Below are 16,286 nucleotides of genomic sequence, written 5' to 3' on the forward strand. Positions count from 1 at the left end.
CTGCTACCTATAACTAATAACGAATAACTAATAACTAATAACTAATAACTAATAACTAATAACTAATAACTAATAACTAATAACTAATAACTAATAACTAATAACTAATAACTGCCGATTTGTTAACATCCGAATTATTCATATATCTCTTCTGGGTATCTGCGTGAATCTGCGTCAATCCGTTGTCATCTGCGGTTATAACTTATCTTTTTTTTAGTGCAGATACAGGCAGATTAACACAGATTAACGCCTCGGATTTAGATCGATTTTGGTTGCAGCTTCCGCGGTTGACTGTTGACTGGATTTTGCAATTGGGATAGTACCGGATTTGATATTACCAATTCATAATTCCCAATTAAACAAAAAAAATAGGCTGGCCGTATTTCACAGCGCCTATCTCAATCAATATGATAATGGCTCCCCGCAACGCCGTCTTACCTCAGCTTTTGACCTGGTATCATACCAGGTGGGTACCGTTGGCTCGGACTTAAAGTTTCTGGGTACAAGCCCAGTTTACTGCTGTCCAAACATCTTGATTCCCTAGAGTTAAGAGTTATAGATCAAAAAAACATTATTGGCAGTCACCAACGTCGCAGTAGAACCTTTGTTTAATATACAACAACTAACTAGATTTTGGCAAGCTTTGAGCAATTTAAGCTGCATACCAGATAGATTCAACGGTTTGAGCGATCGCACTGGCGGACTGTCTCCCCTGAACCCCCGAGTCCCTGTCGAACACAACAGTAACGTGACCGAGTTTCCTGCCGGGACGCGATAATTTCTTACCATACCAATGTACAAAAGCACCGCTGATTTGTGCCAGTTGTTTTCGTTTTTCTAAATAATCTGACTCGGCCGACTCGTAGCCGAGCAAATTTACCATCACAGCACCTGCACATTTCAGCTCGCAATTACCTAAAGGAAGTTGACAAACGGCGCGCAAATGCTGTTCAAATTGTGAAGTTTCGCAAGCGTCGATGGTAAAATGTCCCGAGTTGTGGGTGCGGGGAGCAATTTCATTGACTAACAATTTATTGTCGGCGGTTAAAAATAATTCTATGCCGAAGACGCCGACAGCTTCCAAGCTGTTGAGGAGGGTACGGGCGATCGCCGAGGCCTCATTTTTGACATCTAAACTAATATCTGCAGGTGCGATTACCAGCCGGCAAACTTGATTTTGCTGTTGGGTTTCGACGATGGGGTAAATTGCAATGGAGCCAGTTGCCGATCGAGCGGCGATCACAGCCAACTCGCGATCGAACGGCACAAACTCTTCCACCAACAAAGACTGACCTGTTAGCTTAGCACTAATCGACTCAAAACTCTCCCAATCCTTGACAATAAAAGTACCTTGGCCGTCATAACCGTGGCGGCGGACTTTGACCACAAAGGGAAAGTCGATCGCCTCAATATCCGAGTCTGGTTCAACCGGCGCGCTGTCGGAAACAGAAATTTCCGGATTCTCAATCTGGGCATCTGGGCATCTGGGCTCCTCTCCCACAGCCCGCGAGTCCATCTGCTTCCCCTGGGATTCTCGCCGCAAATCTAGGTGCAAAGAAGCCAGATCATCGATCGCCCAAAACCTCGGAGTTGGCAAACCTAAATCTTTTAAATAACAGCGCTGCACGTACTTGTCCAACAAAGGATATAGTGACGACAAACTAGGCAAAAATAACACACCTTGCTGTTCTAAAATCTGCAAACCATCCAAATCCACAAACTCATTTTCAAAAGTAATAACATCGCAGCCATCCGCCAAATGAGCAGTAGCCAAAACATCATCAACAGCAGCCAAAACAGCACCAGCAGCCACAGAAACAGCCGGGTCATTAGCATCGGGAGTTTGCACTACCAATTCGACACCAAGCGCCCCAGCAGCATCCCCCATCATCGCAGCTAGCTGGCCGCCGCCGATCGCGCCCACCCGCTTAACTTTTACCCACGAACTCACAGCCGTTAGATTTGATTTCATGTTAGTAAAACTAATTGTATCAACGTGAATATTTTATCGCGATTTGTCCCCAAGTGAATTACATTAACTGAACATTTAAAAGCCACAAAATAGTTTAAATTACCCCATGAAATCGGAGACTAAACTCTTTAAATATTGCACGAACCCAGTCGCCCCAAACCAGCAGTTGAGCCGCAGCCCGCAGAAAAGTGCCACATCTAGCAATTCCGCAGCGCCAAGCATGGCATAATTAACAGCACTGCAAAAAGCAGAGAGATAAGTAAAAATACTGAAAATCCGATATTCAGGGAACCAAAGTTATAGGTGAGGATACTGTGAAAGTTTTGGTTGTGGGGAACGGAGGTCGCGAACACGCGATCGCAAAAAAACTGCTAGAATCAACGCGGATTAAACAAGTCTTCTGCGTACCAGGCAACGGCGGCACAGCTACCACCAAAGGCTGTCAAAATCTGTCGCTCAACATCGACGACTTCCAAGGCATCGAACGCTTTGTCATGGTCAACAACATCGGATTAGTGATCGTCGGGCCCGAATTGCCCTTATCGCTAGGCATCGTTGACTACTTCCAACAGAAAAAACTGATGATTTTTGGCCCCACCAAAGCCGGTGCCCAAATAGAATCCAGCAAATCCTGGGCCAAACAATTGATGCTAGAAGCAGGCATCCCCACACCCAAAGCTGCCGTATTTACAAACGCAGAAGCAGCCAAAGCCTACGTTGTGGAGCAAGGAATTCCCATAGTCATCAAAGCAGACGGACTCGCATCAGGCAAAGGAGTCACCGTTGCCACTACCGTCAAAATGGCTCACAGCGCCATCAACACCATTTTTCGCGGCGAATTCGGCACAGATAACATCCGAGTCGTTGTCGAAGAATTTATAACAGGTCAAGAAGTCTCGATTCTCGCCCTCACCGACGGGATCGCAGTAGAACCGCTGCTGCCGGCCCAAGACCACAAAGCAATTGGCGAAGGCGACAAGGGAGCCAACACCGGGGGTATGGGAGCCTACGCCCCAGCCCCAATTGTCACCCCGGAACTCATGGAAAGGATTCAAGCAGAAATTCTCGAACCCACCCTCGCGACGCTGCAAAAACGCAACATCGACTACCGGGGCGTTCTCTACGCAGGTTTAATGATTACAGCCGAAGGAGAACCCAAAGTCTTAGAATTTAACTGCCGCTTCGGAGATCCGGAAACTCAAGCGGTTTTGTCCCTGCTGGAAACTCCTCTGGAAGATTTGCTGCTGGCTTGCTGTCAGCAGCGTCTCGGTGAATATTCCAACATTCGCTGGAAGTCAGGGGCTTCTGTGTGCGTAGTTTTGGCTTCAGGGGGCTATCCTGGAAGTTACAAAAAAGGCAAGGTTATTACAGGTATCGAGGAAGCTGAAGCCAAAGGTGCAGAAGTGTTTCATGCTGGCACTCAGTTGAAGCTGCAGCAGTTAGTTACCGAGGGCGGCCGCGTTTTGGGTGTGACTGCGGCGGGGGAAACTTTGGAACAAGCTATGAACAAAGCTTATTCAGGAGTTGATTGCATCCAATTTGAAGGGGTATACTGTCGCCGCGACATCGGTCGTCGAGCACTGGGCGCTCAAAATTAGGAATGGCGCGATCGCCATCGGAAGCCAAGCATTCTCCAAGTAGAAGTGTAACAATGAAGTTTGGTATCTCTGCGGTGGCGGTAGCGGACGGGTCTCTGCAGAAAATTCGAGCGAGCAAAAACTCTCGTCAAGCAAATTTACCTAATTAAACGTAAAATATCGATCGCTAAAAAGATTGCTGTGTATATCTTCTTCCCTTTTACCTTCAGCCCCGATCGCCCATGACCAATGGCCCATGACCCATGACCCATGACCCATGACCAATAACTAATAACTAATGACCCATGACTAATGACTAATGACTAATGACTAATGACTAATGACTTAATCTTGCTTTTAATATTAAACTGGTGAACTGGTAAAATGCTGGCCATACTAAACAAAATCGGAGAAATTATTGCCCGCTGGTGGTCGGATTTTACCCTCCAGACTCGCCTGATGGCCGGTGCTACTCTCGTAGTTTCGTTAATTATGAGCGGCCTGACATTCTGGGCCGTGAATACTATCCAGCAAGATGCTCGACTTAACGATACCCGCTACGGCCGCGACCTCGGCTTGCTGTTATCGGCAAATGTGGCGCCGCTGATTGCCAAAAACGATCGCTCCGAAGTCGCCCGCTTTTCCCGCCAATTTTACAGCAGCACCTCCAGCGTCCGCTATATGCTCTACGCCGACGAAGTAGGAGATATTTTCCTGGGGATACCTTTCTCGGAATCGGAGGTGGAAACTTCCCTGACATTGCGCCGCCAAATTAAACTCCCCGATACTTTTTTCGCCGACATTGAGGCGAGAAATTTGACTTCTGTGCCTTTGGTGCGGCAGCACTTGACGCCCGACGGAGAAGTTACCGACGTATTTGTGCCGCTAATTCACGAAGATAAATATTTGGGCGTTTTGGCGATCGGCATTAACCCAAATCCCGCAGCAGTTATCTCTTCAAATCTGACAAGGGATGTCACTTTAGCAGTATTTGTCACCATTTGGGTGATGGTGATTTTGGGCGCTGTATTTAATGCCCTGACAATTACTCAGCCGATCAAACAATTAGTTTTTGGGGTCAAAAACATCGCCAGCGGCAACTTCAAGCAGCGAGTTGACCTGCCTTTGGGAGGAGAATTGGGCGAGTTGATTGGCAGTTTTAACGAGATGGCAGAAAAACTAGAAAGTTATGAAGAACAAAATATTGAAGAACTCACAGCAGAAAAAGCGAAGTTAGAAACTTTGGTTTCCACTATTGCTGACGGGGCACTATTGCTGGATGCGAATTTGCAGGTGATTTTAGTCAATCCGACAGGGCGGCGAATTTTTGGATGGGAAGGTAAAAATGCGATCGGAATTAACGTCGTCAATATTTTACCTGCAGAAGTGCAGCGCGAGTTGGCAAGACCTCTGCACGAAATAGCAGCAGGCGATCGCGAAGGCGGCGAATTTCGGATTTCTCTGAAGGAACCAGTCAACCGTACCATGCGGATTGTTTTAACTACCGTGATTCTCCACAAAGCCCCAGGTTCCGAACCGCTGTGCAAAAGCTGCATCCGCGACGAGGAAAATACCTGTACCGAGTCGCAGCGACCGATCGCAGTAGAATGTACATTCTACGAGGAAACCTCTAAGCATCAAGGTTCGGGACAGTACCGAGAAAGCCTCAAAGGTATCGCCATGACAGTGCAGGACATCACTCGCGAAGTAGAACTAAATGAAGCTAAAAGCAATTTTATCAGCAACGTTTCTCACGAATTGAGAACCCCTTTATTTAATATCAAATCTTTTATTGAAACTCTCTACGAGTACGGAGAAGACCTCCAAGAAAGCGAGCGCCGGGAATTCCTAGAAATTGCCAATCGAGAAACCGATCGTCTCACCCGCTTAGTCAACGACGTGTTAGACTTGTCGCGCCTAGAATCCTGCCGAATCTATGAATTAGACGCGGTTGACCTGCCGCAAGCCGTGGAACAAACCCTGCGGACTTATCAGTTAAATGCCAAGGATAAAGGCATCGAATTAGAGCAACAAGTTGACCCCTATTTGCCACCCGCTTTAGGTCATTACGATTTGCTGCTGCAAGTATTTGCAAATTTAGTAGGAAATGCCTTAAAATTTACCGAGGCTGGCGGCAAGGTGGCAATTCGAGCTTATTTGCTACAGCCGGAGGCGGCAACCCACAAAGACGGCGCATCCGCAAACCACAACTTGTCACCGGATTCCCAACATTTTCCGGTGGTGCGGATCGAAATTTCTGATACTGGCATTGGTATAGATACCGAAGACCAACAAGCAATTTTTGAGCGCTTTTTCCGGGTAGAAAACCGAGTTCACACGCTAGAAGGAACGGGATTAGGTCTTTCGATTGTCCGAAACATTATTGACAAGCACCACACTAAAATTAATTTAGTTAGCGAAGTTAATGTTGGTACGACTTTCTGGTTTGACTTGGCAGTTTATCAGCCGAAACAAATTTTAGACATGGCAGATTCTTGGCAGGTGGAAGCAAAGGTAGAGACTGAAACAATTGCGACTCATATTAATAGTAATTATTAAGACTCATGCAATAGTAGCTCGACTGGTGCCGCTCCATTCTTTAACCCCAAACCAAGATTGACAGCCTAATAGAGCCGCACCTTACAAACACGGTTCAGGAAACAAACGGCACTGTTGTTGCAGCCACATTTCTTAGAAATCTGGCTGATGGGAGTTCCAGCTAAAAAGTGCGATCGCTCAAGTCTTTCGATTAATCAGTAATCAGGCTGACAAAATGCTGACACTATCAGTGTTGCTGTTGGCGATCCTTAGCTGTCGTATTTAAGCTCAATTTTACGGATAAAACTACATACCAGCACCAATAAGTACCAATCCCAAATAATCCCCCCTCTGTCAAATTAGTCATTAGCATAAATGTTAATAAATACAAAGACAAAGCTGACTCTGGAAAACTTTCTTTAATCAGATACTTTATCCCTCTAAATATATTATTAAAAAACGATAAAATGAACATCAACAATCCGCTCCAACCCAGTTCGCAAAGTATATCAATAAAACCATTGTGGGAGTGCGTTGGTACAAAACCCGATTTAACGTCTGTAATTCCGTAAGCTGGGTCTTCTAAGCCCCGCCAAGATTGCCAAAATCCTCCTGGTCCATAACCAAATACGGGACTATTTTGATTAACTCGATCGATAATTAAAGGCCAAAAGTTTGTGCGACCCGTTAAAGTCATATCTTTTTTCAAACCATCCACAACAATGGCTTCTAAATTATTCAACACCACTATAGCAATACATATACTGCCCACCAAAAACAAGAGAAAGCAGACAAAAGCCCATTTCACAGGTAATCTTTTTAAAACCGACAAATACATCCAGAAACTGATTAATATCACGGTTAAAACCCTACTAGCACCGCTACAACCTTTTAGCAATCCTACTAAAGCTATGAGAGTTATGAATAATGATAAATATCGATACTTGGGTTCTTTGAAAGCATATAATATCCATAAAGAAGCCGTATTCGCCATTTGAAAAGAAAAAGGATTTTTATGGCTTAAAATTCCCGTCCAACAACCGTCGGACGATGGATTAGTTTTAACTACTCCCCACAAAGCTACCAAACAAGTTAGCCATCTTAACAATCCATAAATTTCCGACCAACTATACTGTTTACCTACATACATTGAAACCAATGTTATTGCCCACATACAACCAATTACACGAAAAGCAAATTCAGGGGTTTGCGACCACAGCGGAGATAAAGTCATCAACAACAAAAACAAACAAAAGAAAGGGTCTCCTAAAATCCATTTGATAACTACATTAACTGTTTTTTTTGTAGTTTTGCTTAATCGGGGAAATAACAGGAGAACCATGCCAGAATAAATAGCTATTTGACCGATAATAGTTGGAGCTGTTGTTTTTAAATTCAAGAAAATGACCGGATGGAGTTTCCGAAAAAAACCGGGCGAGACTCCAGAGCTGCTAGTGATAGTAAAAAAAAGTAGCCCGACACAAATCTTTTCTAACGCGGAGGCAAACTTGTGATGGCGAGCGACTAATATATAAAGAGTCACAAAGGCGATCGCCGCCAAACAAAAAAGCATCAGCGTAAAGAGCGGAACCCTTAAAATATCTTTCATGGCTTTACCTTCCCCGTCAAACTTGTTAATACCTATGAAATGGCTAACCCTTCGAGCTTTACACTTGCCAATGCTAATGCTTGTGTTTGCTTTTTCCTGCCCTCAAACCAACCTCGCTCAGTCCGGCTCCCCCATAATAAGCACTAATACTGACTATTATCTAGGTGGTGGAGACAATATTAGAATTGATATCTATGATGTACCTCAGCTTAGTGCTGAGTATCAAATTCCCGCTGGAGGAGCTATTCAAATGCCAATTGTTGGCAGTATTTCCCTTCAAGGATTAACTTTAGAACAAGCAGCCAAAGTTATCACTACAGCTTATAGCCGGATCGTCAAAAAACCTTTAGTTACCGTCAGCTTACAAGCAGCCCGCCCGCTGAATATTTGGGTATCTGGTGAAATAAGTCGTCCCGGCTCATACTTATTACCTCTGGCTACCGGAGGTGGAACTAGACCATCAGTTCAGTTTCCCACGATTGCTCAAGCTTTAGAAAAAGCTGGGGGTATTCGAGTTAGCGCTGATATCCGCCGAGTAATTGTCCGACGGCGGCTATCGGCAAACCAACAAATAACTATAACTTATAACTTGTGGGATAATTTACAAACTGGTCAAACAACTCAAGATATGACGTTGCGAGATGGAGATCAAATATTGGTTCCCCCTCTCGACAAAATTAACTTAGCAGAAATAAGTCAAGTTAGTGACTCTAACTTTTCCATACCAGCCGAGCAACCGCGTACTGTCTCAGTGTTCGGAGAAGTGAAGCGCCCCGGTAGGTATGTAGCGATCGGCGGCGATACCCAAAACAGTGAAAGAAGCAGCGGACAACCGACCATCATTCGTGCTCTGCAATTAGCTGGTGGCATCACATCAATCGCGGATATTCGCCAAATCCAACTCCAACGTTATACCAGAAATGGCAAACAGCAAATCAGCACAATCAACCTTTGGCAATATTTGCAAGAACAAGATGCTTCTCAAGATACTATATTACAAGAAGGGGATATCATCTTTGTTCCGACAGCGACAGCGATCGACCCAGGAGAAGTTTCGGTGATAGCTACTTCTAGCTTTGCTTCGGCGACTGTGCAAGTGAGTATTATCGGAGAAGTCAATAATCCGGGAGGGGTAAAATTACCTGCTAATACTACTTTAAATCAAGCAATTATGAGTGCTGGCGGTTTCAGGCAAAATCGCGCCAATTCGAGATTCGTGGAACTGATCAGGCTGAACCCTAACGGCACTGTATCCCGCTCCCAAGTACCAATTAATTTGAATCAGGGAATCGACGCTCAAACCAACCCGCTGATTCAAGATAATGATATAATTATAGTTAAACGGTCGAGGACTGCTGTCTGGGTAGATAACATTAATACTGTTCTGGGACCAGCTAATAATGTTATTGGCGCAATTTTAGTTCCGACTAGATTGATCGAGTTTTTCAAAATTTTAGGAAATTAAAAATTTAATTACATTTTTTATGAACAAAAAACTTTTTTCTCCTCTAAAGAATGACACGAATGGTCAAGATTGGTCGGTCACTTCTGCTAATTACCTAGCAGCTAGTAGCTCTGAAGAGGACGACCAAGTGCTTGATATGAATTGGGTACTAGCTGTACTCAAGCGCCGTGTTCTGGTGATGGTCGCGGTATCTACAGCCATAGCTAGTTTGAGCGGTAGTTTCATTCTCTGGAATGCCAAAAAAACTATTTCTGAATACGAAGGAAGATTTACGGTTTTAGTAGAACCAATTACGTCTGACGATCAGCTAGCAAAGCTGTTTGTCCAAGCTCAAGATAATAATTTGGGTATTACAGAACTGAGTAGAGTCAAATCCTCATCGCAAGAAAATTATTCGGTGGATTATCAAAGTTTAACGCGGGTTTTAAAAAGCCCGGAAGTCTTATCACCATTGTTTAAAAAATTGCAAAATAAGTATCCAGGGTTTGATTATAAAAATCTTTTTAACAACTTGGATATCCAGCGAATTACTTATGTACAAGATGCCAAAGAGGTGGGAACTAAGTTATTAGAAGTTAGTTACAGAGACCGCGACTCTACTCGCATTAAAGATGTGCTGGAAGAAACTCTAAAATATTACATGGAGTATATGCGCGAAGAGCGTTTGAAAATTAGCACCAAAGGTATTGATTTTATAGATAAACAAATTCCACAACTCCAGCAAAAAGTCGATCGGTTGCAAAAAGAATTACAAGCGTTAAGACTTAAGTATAATTTTAATCAGCCAGATGTAGGTAGTCGCTTGCTATCGGATCGGATAAATAACTTGGCTAATCTTCGGATCGAAGTGGAGGCGCAGTTAGCACAAAGTATGAGTCAATATGAAATCTACAAACAGCGATCTGCACAGGGCGATAATCGTTGGATTGTTGAGATTAGTCCTAAATCCTATGAAAGTTTAATGGGAAAAGTAAATGAAATAGAGTCGCAATTAGCTTTAAGCTCTACTCAATTTTATGAAAATAGTCTTCCGATTCAATCTTTGCGGGAAAAGCAGCAAAGTTTGCGCGACTTAATGCAAAGAGAGGCGACATCTGTGCTGTTTCAGATGAAAGCACAAATACAACAGTTGGAAGCTCGCGAGCGGGTGCTAGTTAACGGTCAAAAATCGCTGCAAGATCAAATAAATGAAATGCCCCAGGCTCAACGTCGCTATGAGGATATACAATTAGAATTAGAATTAGCTAAAAATAATCTCAAACTGTTTTTAGGCAAACAAAAAACTTTACAACTAGATGCAGGTCAAATTGATAGTTCTTGGAAAATTATAGCTAAACCTGAGTTGGTCAAAAACGAGAATGGTGCTCTGCATGCAGTCAAAGAAAAACCAACCCGCCGCCATTTAGCGATCGCGATCGTCATTAGTAGTTTACTGGGTATTGCTGTAGGTTTTCTAGTAGAAGTTTTAAATACTGTTTTCCATACTCCCGAAGAAATTAAATCGGCAACTAAAAGTCCTCTTTTAGGAGTAATTCCGATCGCCAAAGCAATGAAAATTAAATTACGTACAGGGAAAAGTCTTCCCGCTAAATTCACTAGCGTAAGTTCAACTTCTAACAGTCCAAGTTCAAGACGAATAATAGCGTCTAATTACAAAGATTTTCCTTTGATAGAGGCATTTCAATATTTATATGCAAATATTCACTTATTGAGTGCTGAACATCCGATAAGTTCTTTAACTATAACTTCGACCATTAGAGGTGAGGGAAAGTCTACTGTAGCAGTTTATTTAGCTAAAACTTGTTCTGCTGTTGGTAAACGAGTATTATTAGTGGATGCTAATATGCGTTATCCTCAACTGCACGCATACCTGGGCTTATCAAATATTAAAGGTTTAAGTAATACTTTGACTTCGGATTTAAGCTTAAATGAAGTCATTCAGCGATTTCCCGACGATGAAAATCTTTTTGTTCTCACTGCTGGTAGTATTCCCCCCGATCCAATTAAATTACTTTCTTCCCCAAAAATGCACTATTTGATGGAACAATTTCTAGCCTTATTTGATTTAGTAATTTACGATACGCCTCCTTTAGTTGGTTTAGCTGACGGTCATTTATTAGCTTCTCAAACTGATGGTACTGTGCTGATAGTAAAAATAGAAAAAACCGATCGGGAGACGGTAAGCAAAGCGTTAAATCAACTAAATGTAGCTGCTCTTAAAGTGTTGGGAGTAGTAGCTAATGGGGTTAAAGGAGGATAAAAAGGAGTTATAGCAATTCCGGTTGCATTCCTGTTGACTGTTGACTATTGACTGTTGACTGTTAAGAAGGGCGGGCACTTTTGGCACCGCCCCTACCTGTTGGCTGTTGACTCGATTTAATGATTCCGATGCAACCGGAAACGATATAGCCTTTCTCACTTTAGTGAGGTACGAATTTTGACCTAAAAAGCTTGAAAATGTAAGGGTTACAGCAGACCTCAGCATACCTCATCTTTCTGATAAACGCTATATTATATAACCGAAGAAAGAAGTAAAAAATTGATGTAAAGTGCAAGATAAGTAAATTAACCTAATTAAAGGTAAAACGAGTTGGCTGTTAGAACCCCGACTTGTTTAAGAAGTCGGGGCGGTAATTAGATTGCGGGTTAAGAAAGAGTTTTTTGAGCGCGTTCCGATCGCTCTTCTGCAGTATCCATCACATCAGCCATTTTATCCACCATTTCCCCTGGGTAATTTTCCAGTACCCGAGTAGAAAGCGAAATCCGGCCCCTACCTTCATCGAGGTCAACCACTAGCGCTTTCAGGGGTTGACCGGGAGCAAAGAGTTGGGCGAGGTTATCAATATATTTTTGGCTGACTTGCTTGATGTGGAGCAAACCGCTAACTCCTTCCAAGTCCACAAACACGCCAAAAGGCTTGATGCTGCTGACTTTTCCTTCTACCAACTGACCGATTTGCAACTGACTGAAGGCATTTGATTGAGTTGCCATCCGCTGGGAAAGTACGAGTTTTTCTCGTTCGCGATCGACCTCCAAGAAATTCACGGTCAAAGATTGACCAATTAGCGATTCTATGTTATCGCGTTGGGCTAAGTGCGATCGGGGAATAAAACCGCGCATTCCCTCAACATCCACCGTCACGCCGCCCTTATTCGCCCCAGAAACCCGCACCTGCAGAACTTTACCAGTTTCCTGCAAAGCAACTAAATCTTCCCAAGCTTGCTGAATTTGTAACTGTTTCAGAGACAGAGTAACTTGGCCGTCTGCATCTTGTTCGCGGATAATTAAAAAGTCCTGTTCCTCGTCTAGGGGAACCACTTCCGACAAATCCGTTACTGTTCTCAAAGCAGCCTCTGCGATCGGCAAAAAAGCCGAAGACTTGCCACCGATATCAACATACGCGCCGTTTGAGTCGTACTCGAACACTTTGCCGCGAACCACTTGTCCCTTCTGGAACTCGTAATTGTGCTGTTCGAGGGCTTTAGCAAAATCATCCATCGAAAAGGATGCTTTTGCGCTTTGAGAACCTGTAGATTTGGAATTCATGTAGTTTAGTTGTCAGTTGTCAGTTGTTAATTGTCTGTGGTCTGTCGAAAAAATTTCCCACTCTCCCCATCTTCCACTCTCACCGTATCCTGATTTCCGGCTCTTTAAGCCTGTTCGAGTTCGTGTTCAAATAGCTCTTTTACCTGTACCCACGAATCGGCGGCGGCGGTAGCGTCGTAACTGCCGCGGTGGTCGCAAAAGAAGCCATGTTCGGCATTGTAGCGGAAAATTCGGTGAGAAATATGGTGTTTTTGCAATTCTGCGGCGATTTGGTCAACTTGTTCTGGGGGAATGCTGGCGTCTTGAGTGCCAAAAAAGGCGTAGAGAGTGCCTTGAATGTCCGCTGTGCGGGCGATTGTGGGGGCACCGCCGCCGGGGGTTTGGGTGGCGAGACCGGCGCCGTAGAACGAGGCTGTAGCTTTGATTTGAGGTAAGGTGGCGGCGAGGTAGGCGACGTGCCCGCCAAAACAGAAGCCGATACAGCCAAAGCCTGTTTGTTTGACTGAGGGTGAGGTTTTGAGGTAATTGATGGTGGCTTGGATGTCGCTGAGGAGGTCGGATGCGGTAGTTTGTTCTTTGTATTCTCTGCCGGTTTGGATATCTTCGGGTGTGTAGCCGGTTTCAAAGCCGGGGGCTTGGCGCTGGTAAATGGCTGGGGCGATCGCCACATATCCTTCCTTTGCTATTCTTTCAGTAACTTCGCGGATGTGCGCGTTGACACCAAAGATTTCTTGAATCACGATAACTGCGGGGAATTGCCCTGCTGTGGCGGGTTGGGCTAGGTAAGCGGCGATTTGCAAATCTCCGTTGGGGATTGTGACGTTAGCTGTGTGAATTTCTGGGTTAGTCATAGGGAGTTTTAGTGCAATTATATTTCATTTGTGGATGTTTTTTAACCGCAGAGAGCGCAGAGAACGCAGAGGAATAAAAGAGAAATTTTTGAGAGAGATTGTTGGCATTGTACCAAATTATGGACTGAACAAACCCGACTCAGGATATTTTTGTCGAGCTTTTGTTCTCTAAGTTTGTGGGATTTGCGGTTCGTTTGAAAATTCTCTATTAGTTACTAATCCTATATTTTACAACATCACATTTCCCGGAAATTGCTGTTTCAGAACAGGCATTACCGGACAAGGTTTTTGCTCTTGCAAATTCTCGGGTTTGTTCCAACTAAAAGGCCCTTTCTTCGCCGCCGCCATCCACAGCAAACTTTTTGCTCGCGTCATCGCCACATATAGCAGTCGAAACTCTTCGGCTTTTTTCAAATAATCGGCTTGTTCCCATGCTTCGGCGAGATTTGGTAAAGGATCTTTTTCGTGCAAGCTTGCTCGAATTTGTGCTCGGGCTACTTCGGCTAAGGTGAAATCTCCTAGAAATCTAGTTTGCGGCAAAACTCGCAAACTTCCGGGGATGGTTTGTTCGTGCAAAAATGGCAAAAATACGCAATCCCAATCTAATCCTTTTGCTTTGTGCATGGTAATAATTGTTAGTTGACCTTTGCTGGTGTAGCGTTCTTCTATTTTGTCGTCTGCATCTACGGGTTCAAATCTTTCGGAACTAACTATTTCGCCGAGCACGTCCAAAATATTTCGCATTGAGTTGTTGCCGGCTGTTTGAATTGCTACTCGTTCTGCTAGTTTGTCGGCGGTGGCTAATTCTGTTTGGTCGTATTGCAGCGCTAAGGCTAAAAATGAGATGATTTGGTAGGGCGGTAATTCTAGGCGAGCTTGCAGCAAACTGCGGCAAAAATAGCCACATTTACGCACGGGATCTGACTGTTGCGGGTCTAGCGGGCCGGGGTACAGGAATTGTTCGGGGCTGGTGGTAAAGGCATTGTAGTCTTGTTTGGGGATGAGTTGCCGATCGCTCAAAGTTTTTAAGGCTGCTTTCAGGTTGTCTGGTGAGTGCGGGCGATCGAGAAATTGCAGCAGTGTTAAGATTTCCCCAGGTACTTGAGAATGTCTGTCGCGCTCTCCCACATCTTCAATTTTAATCCCGTATTTGTGGAAATCAAAGCTCAATCCGTGTTTTTTGGGATTTTCTAAGACTTCTTTGATAAATTTCCCTTGTTTGTTTTCCCGCACCAAAACTGCCATTGATTTTAGATTTTCTAATGGCAATTTAATGCGATTTTCGCCATCGCTGGTTTCCGAGTCTGCTTCGATATTTTTCTCATTGCTTGTTTGGCTAAAATCCGCAGGTAAAAATTCTTCAATTAACTCTATTACCCGCTTACCAATCAACTCTACTGTTTGGTAAATATCCCTGGGAAAGTGCAATTCTAATCCGAACCCGAGCGGGGCGGGATTGGCATTTTTTTGCGGGTCGTCGCTGTTGACTGGCTTAATCGTTTGGTCGCGAAAAGGCTTTTCGTTTTTAGCGAATTCTGAGTCGTTTACCCAGTCCAGCATAAAGTTAGCTGCATCGATAATTACTTGGCTGCTGCGGCCTGCGCCGTCCATAGTTGCTAATTTTTTTTCTACTTCGCAGCGATCGCAAAATTTGTTAAAATAAATCGGATCGGCGGGAGTGAATGTAGAATTAATTGCTTGATTTGGATCGCCAACTCTGATAAAATTGGGAGGTGAGTTGGGACGGTCGGGATCTTGAGCTAATATTTCCAAAAGCTCGGTCTGCAAAGGTGTGGAATCCTGGGCTTCGTCTTCAAAAACGGCAAAGACTTGTTTTTGTTCGATCGCCCTTGCCTTCGGATTGTCTAACACCCGCAAAGCTGCTAAAATCATCTCGTCGTAATCGATGAATTCTCGGCTCCTCAACAAAGTTTGATATTTTTGATATAAACCGCCAGCTACGGCTAAAATTTGATAGTCGTCGCCCGAATCTAGATCGCCCATTTCTAACAACTGTTCGGGAGACAAACCCGAAGATTTTGCCTCGTGAATCACGGTTTTAGCTAACTGCGGCAACATCTCTGTCCGCAAAACTGATTGCCGCCGCAGTCTCTCTGTTTCCTCTCCGTCAAATTGCTGTCCTTCTAGCAAAATTTGATATCGGCGGGGATTTTCGGCAATCCACAATTCTACACAAGTCCGAATTAATCGATGACTTTGAGTGGGAGTCACTAAGGTTGAATTTTCTAAGTTTAAACCTGACAAATCGGGATGGCGCAGCGCAATATTTAATGCTAAACCGTGCAAAGTGTGTACGGCAAAACCACCTTGATATAAAGATAATTCTGCCAATCTTTGGCGAATTTTAGTTTTAATATTAGCAGCAGCCGATCTCGTAAATGTGACGACAATTAACTGGCGGCGGTTGTGAAGCTGGTGGCGGGCGATCGCAATTGCCGACGCAGCAGCCATTCCTGTAGACTTCCCGGCCCCTGGAACCGCTGAAACCGCAAGGGGGCCGCCCAACCAATCCGCCATCTCGTGCTGCCCCTTACGCAAGCTCTCACGAATTTTAGCGCAAGCTGAATCCAAAAGGGCTGCCTGCTCTAACTTGGAGAAAGTGCTGTTGGGGCGGTCGATCTGAATTGTCGATCGGCTAAAATCAGAATCTAATTCATCAGTCATTACTACATCCGCGCTGATTTGCGTTTATTGGCAGTTAAAAATC

General features: G+C 44.2%; 9 protein-coding genes and 1 other RNA gene. 4 read left to right on the plus strand and 6 right to left on the minus strand.

Annotation, left to right across the window (positions count from 1 at the left end; all coding sequences use genetic code 11):
* Nucleotides 1-415: 415 nt before the first annotated feature.
* Nucleotides 416-602: non-coding RNA, 6S RNA (ssrS, locus tag IQ270_RS13550), on the minus strand.
* A 50-nt stretch (nucleotides 603-652) separates the two neighbouring features.
* Nucleotides 653-1,972, minus strand: a complete 1,320-nt coding sequence (locus IQ270_RS13555) for a 5-(carboxyamino)imidazole ribonucleotide synthase (RefSeq protein WP_193973714.1) — start codon at nucleotides 1,970-1,972, stop codon at nucleotides 653-655.
* A gap of 314 nt (nucleotides 1,973-2,286) precedes the next feature.
* Here IQ270_RS13555 and purD point away from each other — a divergent pair, with 314 nt between their 5' ends.
* Both purD and IQ270_RS13565 read left to right on the plus strand, forming a co-directional pair.
* A complete protein-coding gene (gene purD, locus IQ270_RS13560) occupies nucleotides 2,287-3,570 on the plus strand; it encodes a phosphoribosylamine--glycine ligase (RefSeq protein WP_193973715.1) in 1,284 nt (427 codons plus the stop codon).
* Nucleotides 3,571-3,933: 363 nt separating this feature from the next.
* Nucleotides 3,934-6,108: a HAMP domain-containing sensor histidine kinase gene (locus IQ270_RS13565; RefSeq protein WP_193973716.1), complete on the plus strand. Its 2,175-nt coding sequence runs from the start codon at nucleotides 3,934-3,936 to the stop codon at nucleotides 6,106-6,108.
* 226 nt (nucleotides 6,109-6,334) lie between these two features.
* On the opposite strand, the gene IQ270_RS13570 is transcribed toward IQ270_RS13565, so the two are convergent.
* A complete protein-coding gene (locus IQ270_RS13570; protein ID WP_193973717.1) occupies nucleotides 6,335-7,696 on the minus strand; it encodes an O-antigen ligase in 1,362 nt (453 codons plus the stop codon).
* A 34-nt stretch (nucleotides 7,697-7,730) separates the two neighbouring features.
* On the opposite strand from IQ270_RS13570, the gene IQ270_RS13575 reads away from it, so the two are divergent.
* Both IQ270_RS13575 and IQ270_RS13580 read left to right on the plus strand, forming a co-directional pair.
* Nucleotides 7,731-9,161 carry an SLBB domain-containing protein gene (locus tag IQ270_RS13575; RefSeq protein WP_193973718.1) on the plus strand — a complete coding sequence of 477 codons (1,431 nt, stop codon included), beginning with the start codon at nucleotides 7,731-7,733 and terminating at the stop codon, nucleotides 9,159-9,161.
* Between the two features lie 19 nt (nucleotides 9,162-9,180).
* Nucleotides 9,181-11,421 (plus strand): polysaccharide biosynthesis tyrosine autokinase, encoded by a 2,241-nt coding sequence (locus IQ270_RS13580; RefSeq protein WP_193973719.1) that lies wholly within the window; start codon nucleotides 9,181-9,183, stop codon nucleotides 11,419-11,421.
* Between the two features lie 386 nt (nucleotides 11,422-11,807).
* Here the strand turns inward: IQ270_RS13580 and IQ270_RS13585 are convergent, their stop codons facing one another.
* From IQ270_RS13585 to IQ270_RS13595, 3 genes are all read right to left on the minus strand, one after another.
* The gene (locus IQ270_RS13585) at nucleotides 11,808-12,707 is read right to left on the minus strand and encodes a S1 RNA-binding domain-containing protein (RefSeq protein ID WP_193973720.1); all 900 of its coding nucleotides are present in this window, start codon (nucleotides 12,705-12,707) and stop codon (nucleotides 11,808-11,810) included.
* 104 nt (nucleotides 12,708-12,811) lie between these two features.
* Complete coding sequence (locus IQ270_RS13590; protein ID WP_193973721.1) at nucleotides 12,812-13,558, minus strand: dienelactone hydrolase family protein; 747 nt, start codon at nucleotides 13,556-13,558, stop codon at nucleotides 12,812-12,814.
* Nucleotides 13,559-13,786: 228 nt separating this feature from the next.
* Entirely contained in the window at nucleotides 13,787-16,243 is a 2,457-nt protein-coding gene (locus IQ270_RS13595; RefSeq protein ID WP_193973722.1) for an ATP-dependent helicase, read from the minus strand.
* Between the last annotated feature and the right edge of the window lie 43 nt (nucleotides 16,244-16,286).

Source organism: Microcoleus sp. LEGE 07076 (genome assembly GCF_015207455.1).
Lineage (GTDB): Bacteria > Cyanobacteriota > Cyanobacteriia > Cyanobacteriales > Microcoleaceae > Microcoleus.